This is a genomic window from Empedobacter falsenii, from assembly GCF_019308355.1.
Lineage (GTDB): Bacteria > Bacteroidota > Bacteroidia > Flavobacteriales > Weeksellaceae > Empedobacter > Empedobacter falsenii_B.
The window spans coordinates 1-16,006 of the sequence record NZ_JAAGKM010000050.1; the positions used below are offsets into that span (position 1 = coordinate 1).

Below are 16,006 nucleotides of genomic sequence, written 5' to 3' on the forward strand. Positions count from 1 at the left end.
CTAAAATTACTGCTTGTATATCTTAAAGCCACATTTCGAAAACCCCATAATACATAAAGCTACTCCGGTTCCGTTCAACGGGCTTTCATCTCTAGCCCTCCGGGCAAGACGAAAGCTTAGTTATTAGGTGATGGAATTGCAACAATGATTGCAGCTTGTTTAGGTGGACCTCCAAACACAACGTATGGCGAGAATATTGGTGTTTTAGCTATTACAAGAGCTTTTAGTATTTATGTATTTATTGGAGCAGCATGTTTTGCTATTTTATTTGGATTTTGTGGTAAAGTTTCAGCATTATTAAGTACAATTCCAACACCAGTTATGGGCGGCGTTTCTATTTTATTATTTGGAATTATTGCTTCGAGCGGATTAAGAATGCTAATCGAGAATAAAGTTGATTTCAAGATTAAACGAAACCTTATTATTTCCTCTGTTATTCTTATCATTGGAATCGGTGGTGCAGCAATCCACATTGGAGATTTATTTTCTTTAGAAGGAATGGCTTTAGCTTCTATAATTGGAGTTGCTTTAAATTTGATTCTTCCTGGAAGAGAATTTGTCTCATTCAAAGAAATGTTTGATGAAGAAAATTAAATTATCATCTAATAAAAAAAGACGAAAATTTATAATTTCCGTCTTTTTTTATTAGATATTTTTTGTTCTTAAACTTCATCAAAATCGATTGCTAAAGTAGCTGTTTTTGGACGAGAAATACACGCTAACGTCATTCCTTCTTCATAATCAGAATCTGTTAATACATAGTTGTCTCCGATATGCACTTCGCCTTCCGTTATCTTACACATACAAGACGAACAGACACCACCTTTACATGAATAAGGCGCATCAATACCAGCGTCTAACATTGTATCAATCAAATTTTTTCCTCTATCCCAAGTCACTTCAGAAGTTTCTCCATCAAGTGTTACAGTAACTTGAACCGTTTGAGGTCCTTCGTCATGTTTTGTAAAAATATCTTCTGTTTTCACTGAAGGATTAAACATTTCGAAATGAATATGTTTCTCGATAATTCCCGCTTCATTGATTTTCTTCGCTAAAGTCAAAATCATTTCTTCTGGTCCACAAACCATTGCTTCATCGACTTCATTGATATCAATAATTTGATTCAAAATTAAATCAAACTTCTTCTCATCAATTCGTCCGTTGTAAATAAAATTCTCTTGATCTTGACGCGTATAGAAATGATGAATAAAAACATTGTTTGGATATTTTTGTTTCAATTCTGTCAAACGCTCTTTGAACATGATTGAGTTTTCATCTCTATTTACATAAAAAATATGAAAATTTACCCATTCTTCAGTCTGCAAAGTAAACTCTAACATACTCATAATTGGCGTGATTCCACTACCCGCCGTAAAAGCTAATAACGTACGTTTTTCGTTTGGTTTTGTTGGAATTGTAAAACGTCCACTTGGTGTAGAAACTTCCAATTGATCACCAACTTTTAGTTCATTTGCTAAATAAGAAGAAATCTTTCCATTTGGTTGAGATTTAACCCCAATGCTCCATTTTTTATCATTAGGAGATTCACACAAAGAATAATCTCTTCGTTCTCCATTAATATTAAGAGTGATATATTGTCCAGGTAAAAAATTGTATTCTTCGTGTAATTCCTCAGGAACATCAAACGAAATTTGAACAGCATCAGCCGTTAATTTTACAATTTCTTTTACTGTTAATAAATTAAATTTCATAGTCGTATACTATTTATAATTCTTAAAACAACTCGTTATTTAAGATTGTTCTGCTAACTTTGTACAAAAGTAAGATTTTAGATTAAATAGAAAAAATATATGGAAATAGCATTGATCGCTCATGATGGAAAAAAAGCTGAAATGGTCAATTTTTTAATGAAACATAAAGAAGCTTTAAACAAAAATAATATCACATTTATTGCTACAGGGACTACAGGAAAGTATGCAGAGCAAACTGGACTAAAAGTAACGCGCTATCTATCTGGTCCTCTTGGTGGTGACGCGCAAATTGCCGCTCGAGTTGTAGAAGGAAAAACAGATATGGTTTTCTTTTTTAGAGATCCGATGGGAAAACATCCGCACGAACCAGATGTAAATATGTTACTGAGACTGTGCGATGTACACAATATCCCATTAGCTACAAACCCAGCGACAGCAGAAATGTTATTGGATCATTTGAAATAATTATTCTTAAGCTAATCTTAAGTTTATTTTGGTTGTTTTGGTGGATAATTTATTTAATATTGAATAGAAATTTTAACTGAATATAAATAACAATTCAAAACCAAATTACAATGAATTTAATTAAAAAAACAGCTATCGCGCTTAGCTTATTTGCATTTACTGGATCTACTGTAGCATTTGCTCAAACTAAAACTCCAACTAAAACTGCTAAAACAGAAATGGCAAAAACAAAGGCTACAACTGATAAAAAAGTAACAGAAACAAAAAAGGATGTAAAAGCAACTACAACTAAGAAAACTGATGCAACTGCTAAAACAGTCAATGACAAAAAAGTAGCTTCAGAAAAAAAAGTGGAGAAAACGACTACTCCAAAAAAAGAAACAAAAACGACTGTAGCTAAAACAACTACTGCAGGGACTTACAATGGACACAAAGTTTATGTAGGACCAAAAGGTGGAAAATACTATATCAACGATAACGGAAATAAAACGTATATCAAACAATAGTTTTTATCCTAATAAAAATAATAAAGGCTGTCTATTTGTTAGGACAGCCTTTTTTAAATTATATTTTTATAATATATATTTTCTGGATTTTGAGGATCGATTAAGATATCGACATCTTTTCCTTTTTTTAAAATCTCATTTGCATTAACATCTCCAAAATATTCAAACTCTGTATAGTAAATTTTCTCATTATTAGGATGTTTATAAAAGACTTCAACTATATAATCTGGCAAATGATTTTCTCCTAATAAACCTCTTTTTATTTCAATAATATGTGCTTTTACTTTTACTCCTTTATTTAATAATCTTGAATGATTTAGGTAATCAAATAAATTGACGAAACCTAAATACCCCATAAACAAACTACAGAACAGAAAAACTACTCCAAGTAGTTGATTAAAAAATACACCAAGATTTAGAAAAGAGCATATTAGAACAAATCCTAAACTTAGGATTAAACTTCCTATTGCGATTGACAATTTCATTATTCTTGTATTTGTTATCTGTTTTTCACAAACCGTACCAAAAACAAAAAATTGTCCTATAAAAATAATTTTATTGTAAATTTACTCAAATATCTTAATAAGCTGCTGTAAATCTGCTTTTTATATGATTTGCATTTTCTATTTCATCTGCAATCACCACTGCAACATCTTCCACAGACAAAATACTACGCCCTTCTGCATTGAAAACTGGTACATCATTGCCTAAACGATATGTTCCTTTTCGCTCTCCAGATGTTCCTTGATGCATTTCTGGCGCTGGAGAAAACATTGTCCAATCCAACTCATTATCTTGTTTCAAGATATTATAATAATCTCTCGCTGCCAAAGCGCCTTGTTTTATTTGTTCAGGAAAATCTGGTGTGTCTACAATTTGTAATTCTTTTTGATCATTCACATACAAACTTCCCGCTCCACCAATAACAATCAAACGCTTTACACCAGCTAATTTAGTTGCTTCTTCAATTGCTTTTGCACCTTTCAAATAATCCTCATAAATATTTGGATTTGCCCAACCTGCATTAAATGCACTTACAACTACATCAGCACCTTTCAAATCTGTCGCCAAAGCCTGTACATCGTTTACATCTAACGCCACTTTTGCTACATTTTTACTATCTAAAACCTTGTCAGTATTTCGTGCAAATGCTTTGATAGATTGATTTCTATTTACCAATTCTTCTACGATATGTGAGCCTACAAAACCTGTTGCTCCAATTACTGCTACTCTCATTTTATTTAATTTTATATTGTAATTAATTTTGTTACATTTAAAGATAAAAAATTTTACTGAAATTCATCAGAAAATTGTTTTAAAGTTTTATGATTTAACGATTTTATTAAATCTGATTCAGCATTATCAAATAATTTTTCAAGATTATCATTCATTTGTTTACCAACTGGACATTCAGGATTGGTATGATTCATTCTTCCAAAAACATTTTCTTGATTGACAATTTTATAGACATCGCCTAACAAAATATCAGCAGAATCTTTAACTAAATAAATTCCTCCTTCTTTACCTTTTTTCGAATCGATGAAGCCTGCTTCTTTCAAGAATTTAATCTCACGACGAACCACAACAGGATTAACATTAATACTTCCAGCAATAAAATCAGAAGTAATTAATTGTCCTTTAAACTTTTCAGTCAAAACTAAAATATGAATCGCCGTTGCAAATCTTAAATTATTCATTTTTCTAAATCGATGGGACAAATTTAGTACAAAATTTTTAATTGTAACAAATATTGATACAATTTTATTAATTAATTTCTCTTAAATTTGTTGCATACTCCTATACATATGGAAAATTATAAAAAACATTTATCAAATATTATTGATCTCACAGAAGAACAATGGGTAGAAATTGAAAAATTTTTGGTAGTAAAACACATCAAAAAGAATGAATTTATTTTAGAACCTGGTGAATATTCCGAAGATTATTTTTTTGTTGAATCTGGTGTTATTCGTTCTTATACAATAGATGAAAACGGAAAAGAACATGTTTTACAATTCGGAACAGAAAATTGGATTGTAAGTGATAGAAATAGTGCTTTTTGTAAGCAACAATCAAAGTTTTATATTCAAGCAATAGAAGATTCTACCGTTATTTTATTGAATGAAAAATTAAATAATCTAATCACTCGATTAAATCCAAATTATTTAGCTGCTCAAAATAAATTAATTCAAAATCATGTGCGCAGTTTACAAGATCGTATTAATTTATTACTTGGTGCATCTGCAAAGACTCGTTATTTAGAATTTATGCGTCTTTATCCCAACCAACTTTCTCGCATACCACAATGGATGATCGCCTCATATTTAGGCATCACACCCGAAAGTTTAAGTAGAGTTCGTAAAGAAATAGCACATGGATAGTTATAGTTTTGAAATTTTTGTACCAGAAAAACCTAAAAAAAATAATAAACAAATTGCGAAAGTAATCTTATCATTTCTCGCCGTTACTGTAATTAGTTTTGTGTTTTTGGAGCTGAAAGTTTTTAAAAATCAAACGTATTATTACATTTTTATTGGGCTTTTAGCTACTGCTGTTGCTTATTGGAATGGTTATTTTAAAAGACCTACTACAGAATTGAAAGGTAATTTTGATGGAAAATTGACATTTACAAAAGATACAATTTCTGTAAAGGATCAAACTTTTTCAATCAACGATTTATTTTCTATTGTCATTGATAATGAAGATTACAAAGGAAAAGCTGTAAAAGAATTTGGTGAGTTCGAAAACCCAGAAGGTTCGCACGGAATTAGTAATTTAATTACATTAAAAACAAAAGATAATCAATTTGTTGAAGCTTATTTTTTACAAAAATCATTAAATGAATTTTCTAAAATCGAATCATTTTTAATTCAATATTACAAAAACAATTTACTTTCTGAAGATGATTTAATTTCGATCATGCATTTAGAATATGATATTGATAAGAACGAGTTGAGAAAAAAATTAAGATAATTTAATTTTTCACTAACATATAAAAGTTAAGCTAGTCTCATTATTTAATGTAATTTTGTACCACTTAAAAACAATAATTTATGCAACCAACAGCAGAATGGTTAAAAACTTGGGAATCTAAAAGAGAATTCACTTTAGCTCCTAATGATTTAGAAAAATATTTTACAGATAAAGAAATTGGAGGTGTAGAAATCGACCAAATTGAAATGGGAGAAGTTTCTTTACCGTCTGGAAAAATCTTTGTGAATGATCCTTTGGGTGAATATTTATCAATGGACAAAGATCCTTATTTCCTTGAAACGCCAAAAGGTAATTTTCCTGTAACTGCAAGCATCGTAAAATTTGAAGACGATGGTGATGTTGAGAATTTGATTGGTTGTATCAAAGTTGCTTTTACAAACGAAAAACCTGTTCGTTATGAAGAAGCAATGAAAGGAATTGAGTTGATTGATGAATTACAAGAAGGAGAATATTTTGGTTTTTCTATCGAAAGTGGTTTAGCAACAATTGTTGATGCAGAAGCAAAAGATTCTTTTGTAAAGTTTATTGATGAATTCGAAAGTAAAGGTGATGTAAATTTATATGATGATTATTTCAATGCATTATTTGTAGAAAACGCTAAAAATAATCCGAAATATCAATCAGAAGAAGGAGATTGGATCAATTGGACAATTCCAAATACAGAATTCAAATCGCCAATTTTTCAAGCTGGTTTTGGTGAAGGAATTTATCCCGCTTACTTTGGATACAATGAAAAAGGAGAAATTGTTGCATTTTATATTCAATTCATCGATGCTGAATTAGAAGATTCAGAAGATGATGATGAGTGGTTGTAATTAATTTTTTAGATCAAATAAAATTTAAAATCCTTCAAGAAATTGAGGGATTTTTTTGTTTAAAAATATGCATATTAACGTATTGTATATCATATTAAACAGAATGAGAAAACTAATATTTTTTATAATGATTCTATCCACTACTTTTATTTGGAATATGATACAATAGAATATATAAGAATTCATAAATCAAAATTTCTTAATGAAAATAAAAGTGCTATCAAAAACTATGATAACTTACCTGCAAAATTTAGTCTCTATAAATACAAAAATCCAGAGAATAAAAATAGTTATAAGTTTCAAAATGAATATAAAATATCTGAAAAATTGAAAGATAATTGGTATTTATTGGAACGAATTGAGTAATACAATTTCAAAATTTATTGCTTAAACTGTATCTTTGCATCGATTTTAAAGAAGCAAATGTCCAATTATTTTCAATATTTTAAACATCCAATTACTACGTACGAACTTCCCAAAAAGTTTGATTATCCATTTTATTACGAACCTACTGAAATTGCGAAGCAAGCATGTAGAGAGCTACAAGAATACTTGGGAAATCAAACCGATTTTGAACATAATTTTGGTTTAGAAAATGACCTATCTTCCACTCCAATTGGTAAAATGTTTGGTGTTTTAATTGTTCGAAATCAAAAGAATGAAGTAGGATATTTAGCGGCAGTTTCAGGTAAATTGGCTAATACTAATCAGCACAAATTTTTTGTTCCACCTATTTTTGATATGTTGAATAAAAATGGTTTTTTCTTAGAACAAGAAGAACGTCTGAATGAAATCAATCGTATTTTAGAATCATTAGAAAATGATCAAAACTATTTACAAGTTAAAGAAGATTTTATTCAATTTGAAATCAATTCTAAGTTTAAAATTGAAGAAGGAAAACAACTATTAAAATTAAATAAAAAAGACCGAAAATCCCAACGAGAAACAATTTCTCCAACTTTATCTCAAGAAGAAATTCAATTTTTTGAAGAAGATTTAGTCAAACAAAGTTTACGTGATAAATATGAATTTAGAATTCTAAATGAAAAACTTGATTCTGAAAAACAGATTTTATTAAGCAAAATAAATGTTTTTGAGAATGAAATCAATTCATTAAAAGAAGAACGAAAAATAAAATCTAATTCACTTCAAAATCAATTGTTTAATCAATATCAATTCTTGAATAAGTTTAAGCAAGAAAAAGGATTATTAGAAATTTTTTCAACAACTGTATTTCAACAACCTCCAGCTGCTGCTGGTGAATGTGCTGCACCCAAATTATTGCAATATGCATTTCAAAATGATTTAGAACCAATTTGTATGGCTGAGTTTTGGTGGGGAGATTCGCCAAAATCTGAGGTTAGAAAACATGGTCAATTTTATCCAGCTTGTACAGGAAAATGTGAGCCTATTTTAGGACATATGTTGCAAGGAATTGAACTGAATGAAAACTTATTGTTGAAGCAAAATTCAACTGTTGAAGAGTTAGAAATTTTATATCAAGATAATGATTTGGTTGTCATCAATAAACCAGAAGAGTTTCTTTCTGTTCCTGGAATTGAGATTAAAGATTCGGTTTATCTTAGAATTAAACATCAATTTCCATTGGCAACAGGTCCAATTATTGTTCATCGTTTGGATATGTCAACTTCTGGAATTCTTGTTTTGGCGTTAAATAAAGAAAGTCATAAACTTCTTCAACAACAATTCATTAAACGTAAAGTTCAGAAACGCTACATTGCACTTTTAGATGGAAATATTGAGCGCGATAATGGTTTTATAGATTTACCTTTACGTGTGGATTTGGACGATAGACCGAGACAAATGGTTTGTTATGAACATGGAAAAACGGCGCAGACAAAGTATGAAGTCATTGCAAGAAAAGACAATAAAACGCTTGTCTATTTTTATCCAATTACCGGTCGTACACATCAGTTGCGCATGCATGCTTCGCATCGTTTGGGACTAAATGCACCAATTATTGGTGATGATTTATATGGTACGAAAACAAATCGTTTGCATTTACATGCCGAATCCTTAGAATTTACGCATCCGAAGACGAAAGAATTGATGAAATTTCAAGTAGATCCAAATTTTAATCTCTAATTTTGCGAAAGAATACAAAGAATGGAAAATAAAGATTTGACAATACGAGAAGTAATTTATCGCGATATGGATACGTTGATTATGGCAAAATTGAAAAACGGATCTAATATTTCGATAGATGATTTGATCGATATTTCTTCTTATTTAGCTGCAAGTTTGTTCCGTGAACGTTGGAAACAAAAAGGTGAGTTGAGCGAAGAAGAAGTGAATATCGTTTTAGGAAATTTAGGTGATTTTTGCAATGAACATTTTGGTGAATATTTTACGCAACAAGATTTTGATAAAATTGTAAAAATCTCCCAATTATTGTTACAAAAACCTACGTTTGATAACGATTCGAAAGAATTTTTTGATGAAATATTGAAAAAATAAAGAAAAAAATTAAGCATAAAAAAACCACTTCATTTGAAGTGGTTTTTTGTTATATCTAAAATTGATTAATCAATTACTTTTCCAATTAAATCGAATTCGTAAGCTTCGATAATCTCTACATTTACAAAATCACCAACTGGTAAATAGGTATCAATTGCAGAAATCAAAACTTCATTATCAACATCTGGCGAATCATATTCTGTACGACCAATAAAATTCTCACCTTCTTTGCGATCAATCATTACTCTAAATTGTTTTCCAATTTTTTCTTGATTCAAATCGTACGAAATCTGAGATTGAATTTCCATAATTTCTTCAACACGTTGTTGTTTTACTTCTTCAGGAACATCATCTTCCAAATTATAGGCATGCGTATTTTCTTCATGAGAATAAGTAAAACATCCCAAACGATCAAATTTTTGCTCTTGTACCCACGCTTTCATTTCTTGAAAATCTTCTTCCGTTTCACCAGGATAACCGCAAATCAACGTTGTACGAATCGCCATATCAGGAACTTTTGTACGCATTGCATCTAACAAAGCATTCGTTTTTTCGTGTGTTGTTCCACGACGCATAGATTTTAATAATTTTGTCGAAATATGTTGTAACGGAATATCGATATAATTACAAACTTTTGGTTCTTCACGAATTACATCCAAAACATCTTCTGGGAAACCAGCTGGAAATGCGTAATGCAAACGAATCCATTCGATTCCTTCAATTTTAACTAATTCTTTTAATAAAATCGCTAATTCACGTTTTTTATAAATATCTAATCCATAATACGTTAAATCTTGCGCAATCAAAATCAATTCTTTCGTTCCATTTTTTGCCAATTTAGTAGCTTCTGTAACTAAATCTTCGATTGGACGAGAGACATTTCCTCCACGCATCAAAGGAATTGCACAAAAAGAACAAGGGCGATCACAACCTTCTGCAATTTTAAGATAAGCATAATGACGAGGAGTTGTTGTTAAACGTTCTCCAACTAATTCATGCTTGTAATCTGCTCCTAAAGCTTTTAACAATAATGGCAACTCGCGCGTACCAAAATATTGGTCAACATTTGGAATTTGCTCAATTAAATCTGGTTTGTATCGCTCTGACAAACATCCTGTCACGAAAACTTTTTCCACCAAACCATCTTCCTTACGTTGCACATAATCTAAAATTGTATCAACACTTTCCTCCTTTGCATTATCAATGAAACCACAAGTATTAATCACCACAATTTCTCCAGATTGCTCATGTACAACCTCTTTCCCATTGGCTTTCAGCTGTCCCATTAACACCTCAGAATCGTATACATTTTTAGAACATCCTAACGTAATTACATTAATTTTCTTTTTTCCAGTCGATTTTGTACGCATTACTCTAATTTAAGTTTGCAAAATTACAAAATATTTGAGAGAACTAACCGAAAAGATTGAATGGAACTAGTATAAATAGCTAAAATAAAAATTTTTAAACCTAAATGGATTTAAATAGAATAGATTTCTACACAACTAACTATTTTAGAAAATTAATCAACTATTACTTTATTATCATTAATAATAATTATTAATATTAATTTTAACTAATTGATTAACAAAATATAACAAGTCATTTATAGTTTAATTTCAACAATAAATGTTAAATTTGAGCTTATTAGTACTTTAAGTTAGATGTCAAAGCAATGCTTTGAAATTAAGAAGGTCAAGAGAAATCTTGACCTTTATTTTTTATATTTAATCGATATGATAATGACTCGGAAAAGCCTTTTTAGGATTTTGTTTGAGAATATTCAATTTAAATTGACTTTCTAAAAATCCGTAACCATAATTGAAGAATTGAATTAAAGTTGTCTGAATTGATAATAAACCTACAACCGCAGATTTAAAACGAATTGTAGAGAAAATAAAAATCAAAAACATATAAATTAACCACAAAACAAACGGAATTTGTAGGATAAATTGATGTTTTGGAAGAATAAAACTCAACAATAAAAATAAAAATGCAACTAAAGTTCCGACAAAAAATAAACTCGGAAACCAAAAAGTTGGTTTGATATAATTTGGATGACGTTGATTTAGAATTGGACGCGCAACTCCAAATTGATACACTTGTTTTGCAAATTTCTTTAACGAAGTTCTACGTTTATGAATCACTTTAGAATCTTGAAATAATCGTGTTTCAAAACCATTTTCCCACAAACGCATTGATAAATCTGGATCTTCTCCAACGCGTAAATCTGTAAAACCACCCGTTTTTTCGTACGCTTTACGAGAAATTCCCATATTAAAACTACGTGGCTGAAATTTACCAATTTGCTTTTTTCCTCCACGGATTCCTCCTGTTGTCAAAAAAGAAGTCATCGAAAATGTAATCGCTTTTTGCAAATCTGTAAACGAATCATCTGCACCATCTGGACCACCAAAAGCATCAACAAAATTGTTTGTTAATTCTTTTTTAACCGATTCAATATAAGTCGAAGGAATAATCGTATCAGAATCTAAAAAAATGAAATAATTTCCATTCGCTTTTTCCATTCCAAAATTTCTCGATTTTCCTGGACCTGAATTTGTTTTGTAATAATAATGAAGATCTAATTGAGTTTCAAATTTAGCACAAACTGTAACCAATTTATTTTGAGAACCATCGTCTACAATAATAATTTCGAACAACTTATCCGTTTGTTTCACTAAACTTGACAATAATTCTGTCAATTCATCTTGACGTTCGTAAACGGCAATAATTATCGAAAGTTGCAAATCTTCTTTTCCCAAAATATATTATTGATTGAATGATTCTTTCAACTCTAATGTCACTTTCTGAATTTCATCTAAACTCTTAAAATGATTCAATTTGAAAGTTGATTTTGATTGTTTCAATTCGTGAGCAATTGCCAAAATAGTATCCAATGGACTTTGCTCCTCTCCTTTCGAAGTTTCATCAAAATTAATTCCAACCAAAGAAACTTCTTCAATCATTCCGAACAACCATTCTTCTAAAAAAGTATTCAAATCTATTGAATCAATTTTATGATTTGCCCATTGATTTTGTTTCGCTTTTTCAGCTAAATCTGTATTCGACCAAAAACAAATAACCTCTAAATTAGAGCTATCTTCATACTCAAATTCCTCTGAATACGAAACAGCAAAACCTTCTTCCGAAGTTAAAAGATATACTTTTTGATCTTGACAAATTTCTTTTATAAATTGACTCACTTCTCTTAATTTTGATTTTTAGCTTTTTTACTTCCTTCGTACATTTCGTATTGTAAAAAGTCGCATTCTAACTTACCATTGAACACTTTTACTTTCTTCGAAGGACGTAAACCGACATATTTTTTGGCTTGTAAATCTGATGTGATAAACCACGCCAATGTATTTGGATAACTCGATTTTAACGTGTCACCAATTTGTTTGTAAAATTCTTGGTTATTATTTTCGATACGCTCATCATAAGGCGGATTGAACACCAATAAAACTGGGAACAATTCCTTTTTAGATGTAAAGAAATCTTGATTTCTAACTTCAATAAAATCCTCTAAATCAGCAGATTTTATATTCATCTGCGCAATTTTTACCATCATTGGAGAAATTTCGTAACCTACAATTTTATATTCAGATTCTTTGATACGATTTAAGCGCGTATTACGAATTTGTGTAAACAATGTTTCATCATAATCTGGCCAATTCTGAAAAGCAAAATGCTTACGATGAATTTGTGGCGGAATATTATTCGCAATCATCGCCGCTTCAATCAACATTGTTCCCGAACCACACATTGGATCAAGGTAATTTCCTTTTCCATCATAACCCGCTTGCAACAACAAACCTGCTGCTAAAACCTCGTTAATTGGAGCTGGACCAGTTTCTTCACGATAACCACGTTTGTGCAACGATTCTCCAGAAGAATCTAACGACAACGTAATTTTATCGTGCGAAATATGTAAGTTAAAACGTACATCTGGAAAATCTTTATCAATGCTTGGACGACGACCATTTTTTTCTTTGAATCGATCTACAATAGCATCTTTCACTTTTAAAGCAGCATAATGCGAATGCGTAAAATAATCTGAATGAACAGTTGGATCAATCATAAAAGTTTGATCGACATTTAGATAATTTTCCCAATGGAATTTTTTGAATTTCTCATACAATTGATGATCATTTTTCGCAGAAAACGAAAGAATTGGCTTCTGTATACGAAGTGCAGTACGCAAGCTGTAATTTGCTTTGTACATGAAACCTAAATCGCCATTAAATTCAACCATTCGGTTTTGGATTTTAACATCTGCCGCACCCAACGCTTTTAATTCTTGCGCTAATATTTCTTCGAAACCAAAAAAGGTTTTCGCAATCATTCTGAAATTTTCCAAGGAAATAAAATTTTTACAAAAGTACGGGAAATAAAGGAAATTGAGAAAGGAATAATTGTTTTTCGATATTCTAAACTAATTTATATCTTAACAAAAAATATTTCATGGATCAAGAAACTAAATATGAAAAAATATTGGTTCGATATTATAGTAAGGTTTTAGAAGAAGAAATAGTTGAAACACTTTGGACAGAAACCATAGACAAAGAAAAAGGATTATATAAAATTGAAAATATTCCGTTCTATGGTCCATGTTTTTCAAGTGACGATATAGTATTTGCTGAATATGATAACGATGAAGAATGTTTGACTTTTAGAAAAGTAATTGAATTTTCTGGAAATTCGACAGTTCAAGTTATAATAATGAATGATGAAATTAATAGAGATGATATTAGAAATATTTTCAAGAATTTGAATTGTGAAAGTGAAGCGCTGAATGAAAAATACTTTGTTCTAGAAATTCCTTTAAAAATAAATTATAAATCTGTTTTTGATAAATTAATCGAATTACAAGAAAATGAATTTATTGCTTTTGCAGAACCTGTTTTATCAGAAAAACATCGTGATGAAACCAGATAATAATCTTAATAATATTTCTTAATTTCTATATTTTCCTTCATCGACATTCTTCGTACCTTTCGGCTATTAAAGTTTAATTTTTTAGAATTCGATATAAAATGGAAAAAATCACAGATCGTCTTTCAGCTTTGAGAGAGGTTATGAAACAAAATGGAGTTAGCGCAACAATTATTCCTGGAACAGATCCGCACGGAAGCGAATATTTACCAAATCGTTGGAAAGAGCGTACATGGATTTCAGGTTTCAATGGATCGGCTGGAACTGCAGTTGTAACATTAGAAAAAGCGGCTGTTTGGACGGATTCGAGATATTTTATTCAGGCAGAAGATCAATTAAAAGACACGACTTTTGAGTTGATGAAAATGAGAATGCCAGAAACTCCTTCTATCAACGAATGGATTATTTCTCAATTAAAAGAAGGAGAAGTTGTTGGTCTTAATCCGCAAATGTTTGCGCACAATGCTTTTGCAGAAAATTATAACGAGTTTTCATTCAATCAACTTTCAGTTAAAAATATTGATTTAATTGATTTAGCTTGGCAAGATCGTCCTGCTTTACCAGAGAATCCATTCTATATTTATGATGTAAAATTTGCTGGAAAATCTGCTTCAGAAAAAATTTCGGAAGTGCGCAATGAGATGAAAAAAGCAAATACCAATGTATATATCATGAATTCGTTGGATGAAATTGCGTGGTTATTTAATATTCGTGGAAATGATGTTAACTATAATCCATTGACAATTTCATATGCCGCTGTGGATACAGAAAATGCGTATTTATTTATAGATGAAGCAAAAGTAACTCCAGAAACAAAAACTGCTTTAGCAAATGAAGGAATTACAATTCAACCTTATTTAGCGGTTTACGATTATTTAAAGAAACAAAACGAAAAATCGCATGTATTGGTAGATGGAAATCGAATTAATCAATCGTTATACGAAGCAATTTCTACTTCTTCAACTATTAATTTAGCTGCTTCTCCAGTAACAAACTTAAAATCGGTTAAAAATGAAATCGAGCAAGAAGGTTTCAGAAATGCTATGGTAAAAGATGGCGTTGCATTGACTAAATTTTTCATCTGGTTAGAAGAAAATATCGACAATAATATTAATGAAGTTACAGTTGATGAGCAATTGAAATTTTTCCGTTTGCAACAGGAAAATTGTAAAGGTGCAAGTTTCGGAACAATCTGTGGTTACGCAGACCACGGCGCAATGAACCACTACTCTGCTTCACCTGAAACTGCTTATACATTAGGATGTAAAGAAATGTTGTTAATCGATTCTGGAGCTCAGTTTTTGGAAGGAACAACAGATATTACGCGCACATTGATGTTAGGAGAACCAACAGCGCAACAAAAAACAGATTACACCTTAGTTCTTAAAGGAAATATTGGTTTATCGGAAGCTATTTTTCCTGTTAATTCTCGTGGTTCTTTGTTAGATGTTTTGTCGCGTAAAGCGCTTTGGGAAAACGGTTTCAATTATGGGCACGGAACTGGACACGGAGTTGGTCATTTCTTATGTGTACACGAAGGGCCACAAAGTATTCGTTTAGAAGAGAATTTAACTCCACTAAAAGCTGGAATGGTGCTTTCTAACGAACCTGGTTTGTATCGCGATGGTGAATACGGAATCAGAATCGAGAATCTAATGATTGTTCAACCAGCGATGTCTACTCAATTTGGTGATTTCTTGAAGTTTGAGATTATTACAGTTTTCCCAATTGAGAAAAATTTGATTGATGTTAATTTAATGACAAACGAAGAAATTGCATGGTTGAATAATTATCATCAATTTGTTTTCGAGAAAATTTCTCCATTCTTAGATGAGAAAGAAACAACTTGGTTAAAAGAAAAATGTGAGGCTATTTCTAAGTAAATTTAATTTCAACAAAAAGTCATTCTAAATTCGTTTCAGAATCAGACATAAAAAAATAAGAAACTGAAAATAAATTCAGCTAGACAAAAAAAGAATCCGTCTCACAACTGAGGCGGATTTTTTTTTTGTTATTATTGAGGGTTTTCGTATATTTATATCTGATAATCATACAGTTGTTTATGAATTTTAAGCATTACAATCAAAATCAGTTGGTT

General features: G+C 30.6%; 17 protein-coding genes and 1 pseudogene. 10 read left to right on the forward strand and 8 right to left on the reverse strand.

Annotated elements, in window-relative coordinates; translation table 11 throughout:
* Positions 1-120: 120 nt before the first annotated feature.
* Positions 121-594: pseudogene (locus G0Q09_RS13340) on the forward strand (solute carrier family 23 protein); the annotation flags it as partial.
* Between the two features lie 68 nt (positions 595-662).
* On the opposite strand, the gene G0Q09_RS13345 reads toward G0Q09_RS13340, so the two are convergent.
* Positions 663-1,712 (reverse strand): 2Fe-2S iron-sulfur cluster-binding protein, encoded by a 1,050-nt coding sequence (locus G0Q09_RS13345; RefSeq protein WP_125349352.1) that lies wholly within the window; start codon positions 1,710-1,712, stop codon positions 663-665.
* 99 nt (positions 1,713-1,811) lie between these two features.
* On the opposite strand from G0Q09_RS13345, the gene G0Q09_RS13350 reads away from it, so the two are divergent.
* Together G0Q09_RS13350 and G0Q09_RS13355 are read left to right on the forward strand one after the other, a co-directional pair.
* Positions 1,812-2,177, forward strand: a complete 366-nt coding sequence (locus G0Q09_RS13350; RefSeq protein ID WP_019973715.1) for a methylglyoxal synthase — start codon at positions 1,812-1,814, stop codon at positions 2,175-2,177.
* 110 nt (positions 2,178-2,287) lie between these two features.
* The gene (locus tag G0Q09_RS13355) at positions 2,288-2,683 is read left to right on the forward strand and encodes a hypothetical protein (RefSeq protein ID WP_125349351.1); all 396 of its coding nucleotides are present in this window, start codon (positions 2,288-2,290) and stop codon (positions 2,681-2,683) included.
* Positions 2,684-2,736: 53 nt separating this feature from the next.
* On the opposite strand, the gene G0Q09_RS13360 is transcribed toward G0Q09_RS13355, so the two are convergent.
* The 3 genes from G0Q09_RS13360 to G0Q09_RS13370 all read right to left on the reverse strand — a co-directional run bounded on the left by G0Q09_RS13360 (position 2,737) and on the right by G0Q09_RS13370 (position 4,380).
* Positions 2,737-3,168, reverse strand: a complete 432-nt coding sequence (locus G0Q09_RS13360) for a hypothetical protein (RefSeq protein ID WP_125349350.1) — start codon at positions 3,166-3,168, stop codon at positions 2,737-2,739.
* 94 nt (positions 3,169-3,262) lie between these two features.
* Positions 3,263-3,919: an NAD(P)-dependent oxidoreductase gene (locus tag G0Q09_RS13365; RefSeq protein WP_125349349.1), complete on the reverse strand. Its 657-nt coding sequence runs from the start codon at positions 3,917-3,919 to the stop codon at positions 3,263-3,265.
* Positions 3,920-3,972: 53 nt separating this feature from the next.
* Positions 3,973-4,380 carry an RrF2 family transcriptional regulator gene (locus G0Q09_RS13370; protein ID WP_125349348.1) on the reverse strand — a complete coding sequence of 136 codons (408 nt, stop codon included), beginning with the start codon at positions 4,378-4,380 and terminating at the stop codon, positions 3,973-3,975.
* Positions 4,381-4,488: 108 nt separating this feature from the next.
* Between G0Q09_RS13370 and G0Q09_RS13375 the strand changes: the two genes are divergently transcribed.
* The 5 genes from G0Q09_RS13375 (at position 4,489) to G0Q09_RS13395 (ending at position 8,970) form a co-directional block, all read left to right on the forward strand.
* Positions 4,489-5,064, forward strand: a complete 576-nt coding sequence (locus tag G0Q09_RS13375) for a Crp/Fnr family transcriptional regulator (RefSeq protein WP_125349347.1) — start codon at positions 4,489-4,491, stop codon at positions 5,062-5,064.
* Positions 5,057-5,656 (forward strand): hypothetical protein, encoded by a 600-nt coding sequence (locus G0Q09_RS13380; protein WP_219035245.1) that lies wholly within the window; start codon positions 5,057-5,059, stop codon positions 5,654-5,656. Before G0Q09_RS13375 ends, G0Q09_RS13380 begins: the two co-directional genes overlap by 8 nt.
* A gap of 80 nt (positions 5,657-5,736) precedes the next feature.
* Entirely contained in the window at positions 5,737-6,492 is a 756-nt protein-coding gene (locus G0Q09_RS13385; protein ID WP_038335748.1) for a DUF4241 domain-containing protein, read from the forward strand.
* A gap of 423 nt (positions 6,493-6,915) precedes the next feature.
* On the forward strand, positions 6,916-8,598 hold the full coding sequence (locus tag G0Q09_RS13390) for an RluA family pseudouridine synthase (RefSeq protein WP_219035246.1): 1,683 nt from the start codon (positions 6,916-6,918) through the stop codon (positions 8,596-8,598).
* 21 nt (positions 8,599-8,619) lie between these two features.
* Positions 8,620-8,970 carry a hypothetical protein gene (locus tag G0Q09_RS13395; RefSeq protein WP_219035247.1) on the forward strand — a complete coding sequence of 117 codons (351 nt, stop codon included), beginning with the start codon at positions 8,620-8,622 and terminating at the stop codon, positions 8,968-8,970.
* Between the two features lie 65 nt (positions 8,971-9,035).
* Here G0Q09_RS13395 and rimO read toward each other — a convergent pair whose 3' ends face one another.
* The 4 genes from rimO to G0Q09_RS13415 all read right to left on the reverse strand — a co-directional run bounded on the left by rimO (position 9,036) and on the right by G0Q09_RS13415 (position 13,339).
* Positions 9,036-10,340: a 30S ribosomal protein S12 methylthiotransferase RimO gene (gene rimO / locus G0Q09_RS13400; protein ID WP_219035248.1), complete on the reverse strand. Its 1,305-nt coding sequence runs from the start codon at positions 10,338-10,340 to the stop codon at positions 9,036-9,038.
* 357 nt (positions 10,341-10,697) lie between these two features.
* Complete coding sequence (locus G0Q09_RS13405; RefSeq protein ID WP_219035249.1) at positions 10,698-11,735, reverse strand: glycosyltransferase family 2 protein; 1,038 nt, start codon at positions 11,733-11,735, stop codon at positions 10,698-10,700.
* A gap of 6 nt (positions 11,736-11,741) precedes the next feature.
* Complete coding sequence (locus G0Q09_RS13410) at positions 11,742-12,176, reverse strand: DUF2750 domain-containing protein (RefSeq protein WP_219035250.1); 435 nt, start codon at positions 12,174-12,176, stop codon at positions 11,742-11,744.
* A gap of 5 nt (positions 12,177-12,181) precedes the next feature.
* A complete protein-coding gene (locus G0Q09_RS13415; RefSeq protein WP_038331505.1) occupies positions 12,182-13,339 on the reverse strand; it encodes a THUMP domain-containing class I SAM-dependent RNA methyltransferase in 1,158 nt (385 codons plus the stop codon).
* Between the two features lie 98 nt (positions 13,340-13,437).
* On the opposite strand from G0Q09_RS13415, the gene G0Q09_RS13420 reads away from it, so the two are divergent.
* A complete protein-coding gene (locus tag G0Q09_RS13420; RefSeq protein WP_038331503.1) occupies positions 13,438-13,911 on the forward strand; it encodes a DUF4265 domain-containing protein in 474 nt (157 codons plus the stop codon).
* A gap of 98 nt (positions 13,912-14,009) precedes the next feature.
* On the forward strand, positions 14,010-15,791 hold the full coding sequence (locus G0Q09_RS13425; protein WP_219035251.1) for an aminopeptidase P family protein: 1,782 nt from the start codon (positions 14,010-14,012) through the stop codon (positions 15,789-15,791).
* The last annotated feature ends 215 nt before the right edge of the window (positions 15,792-16,006 follow it).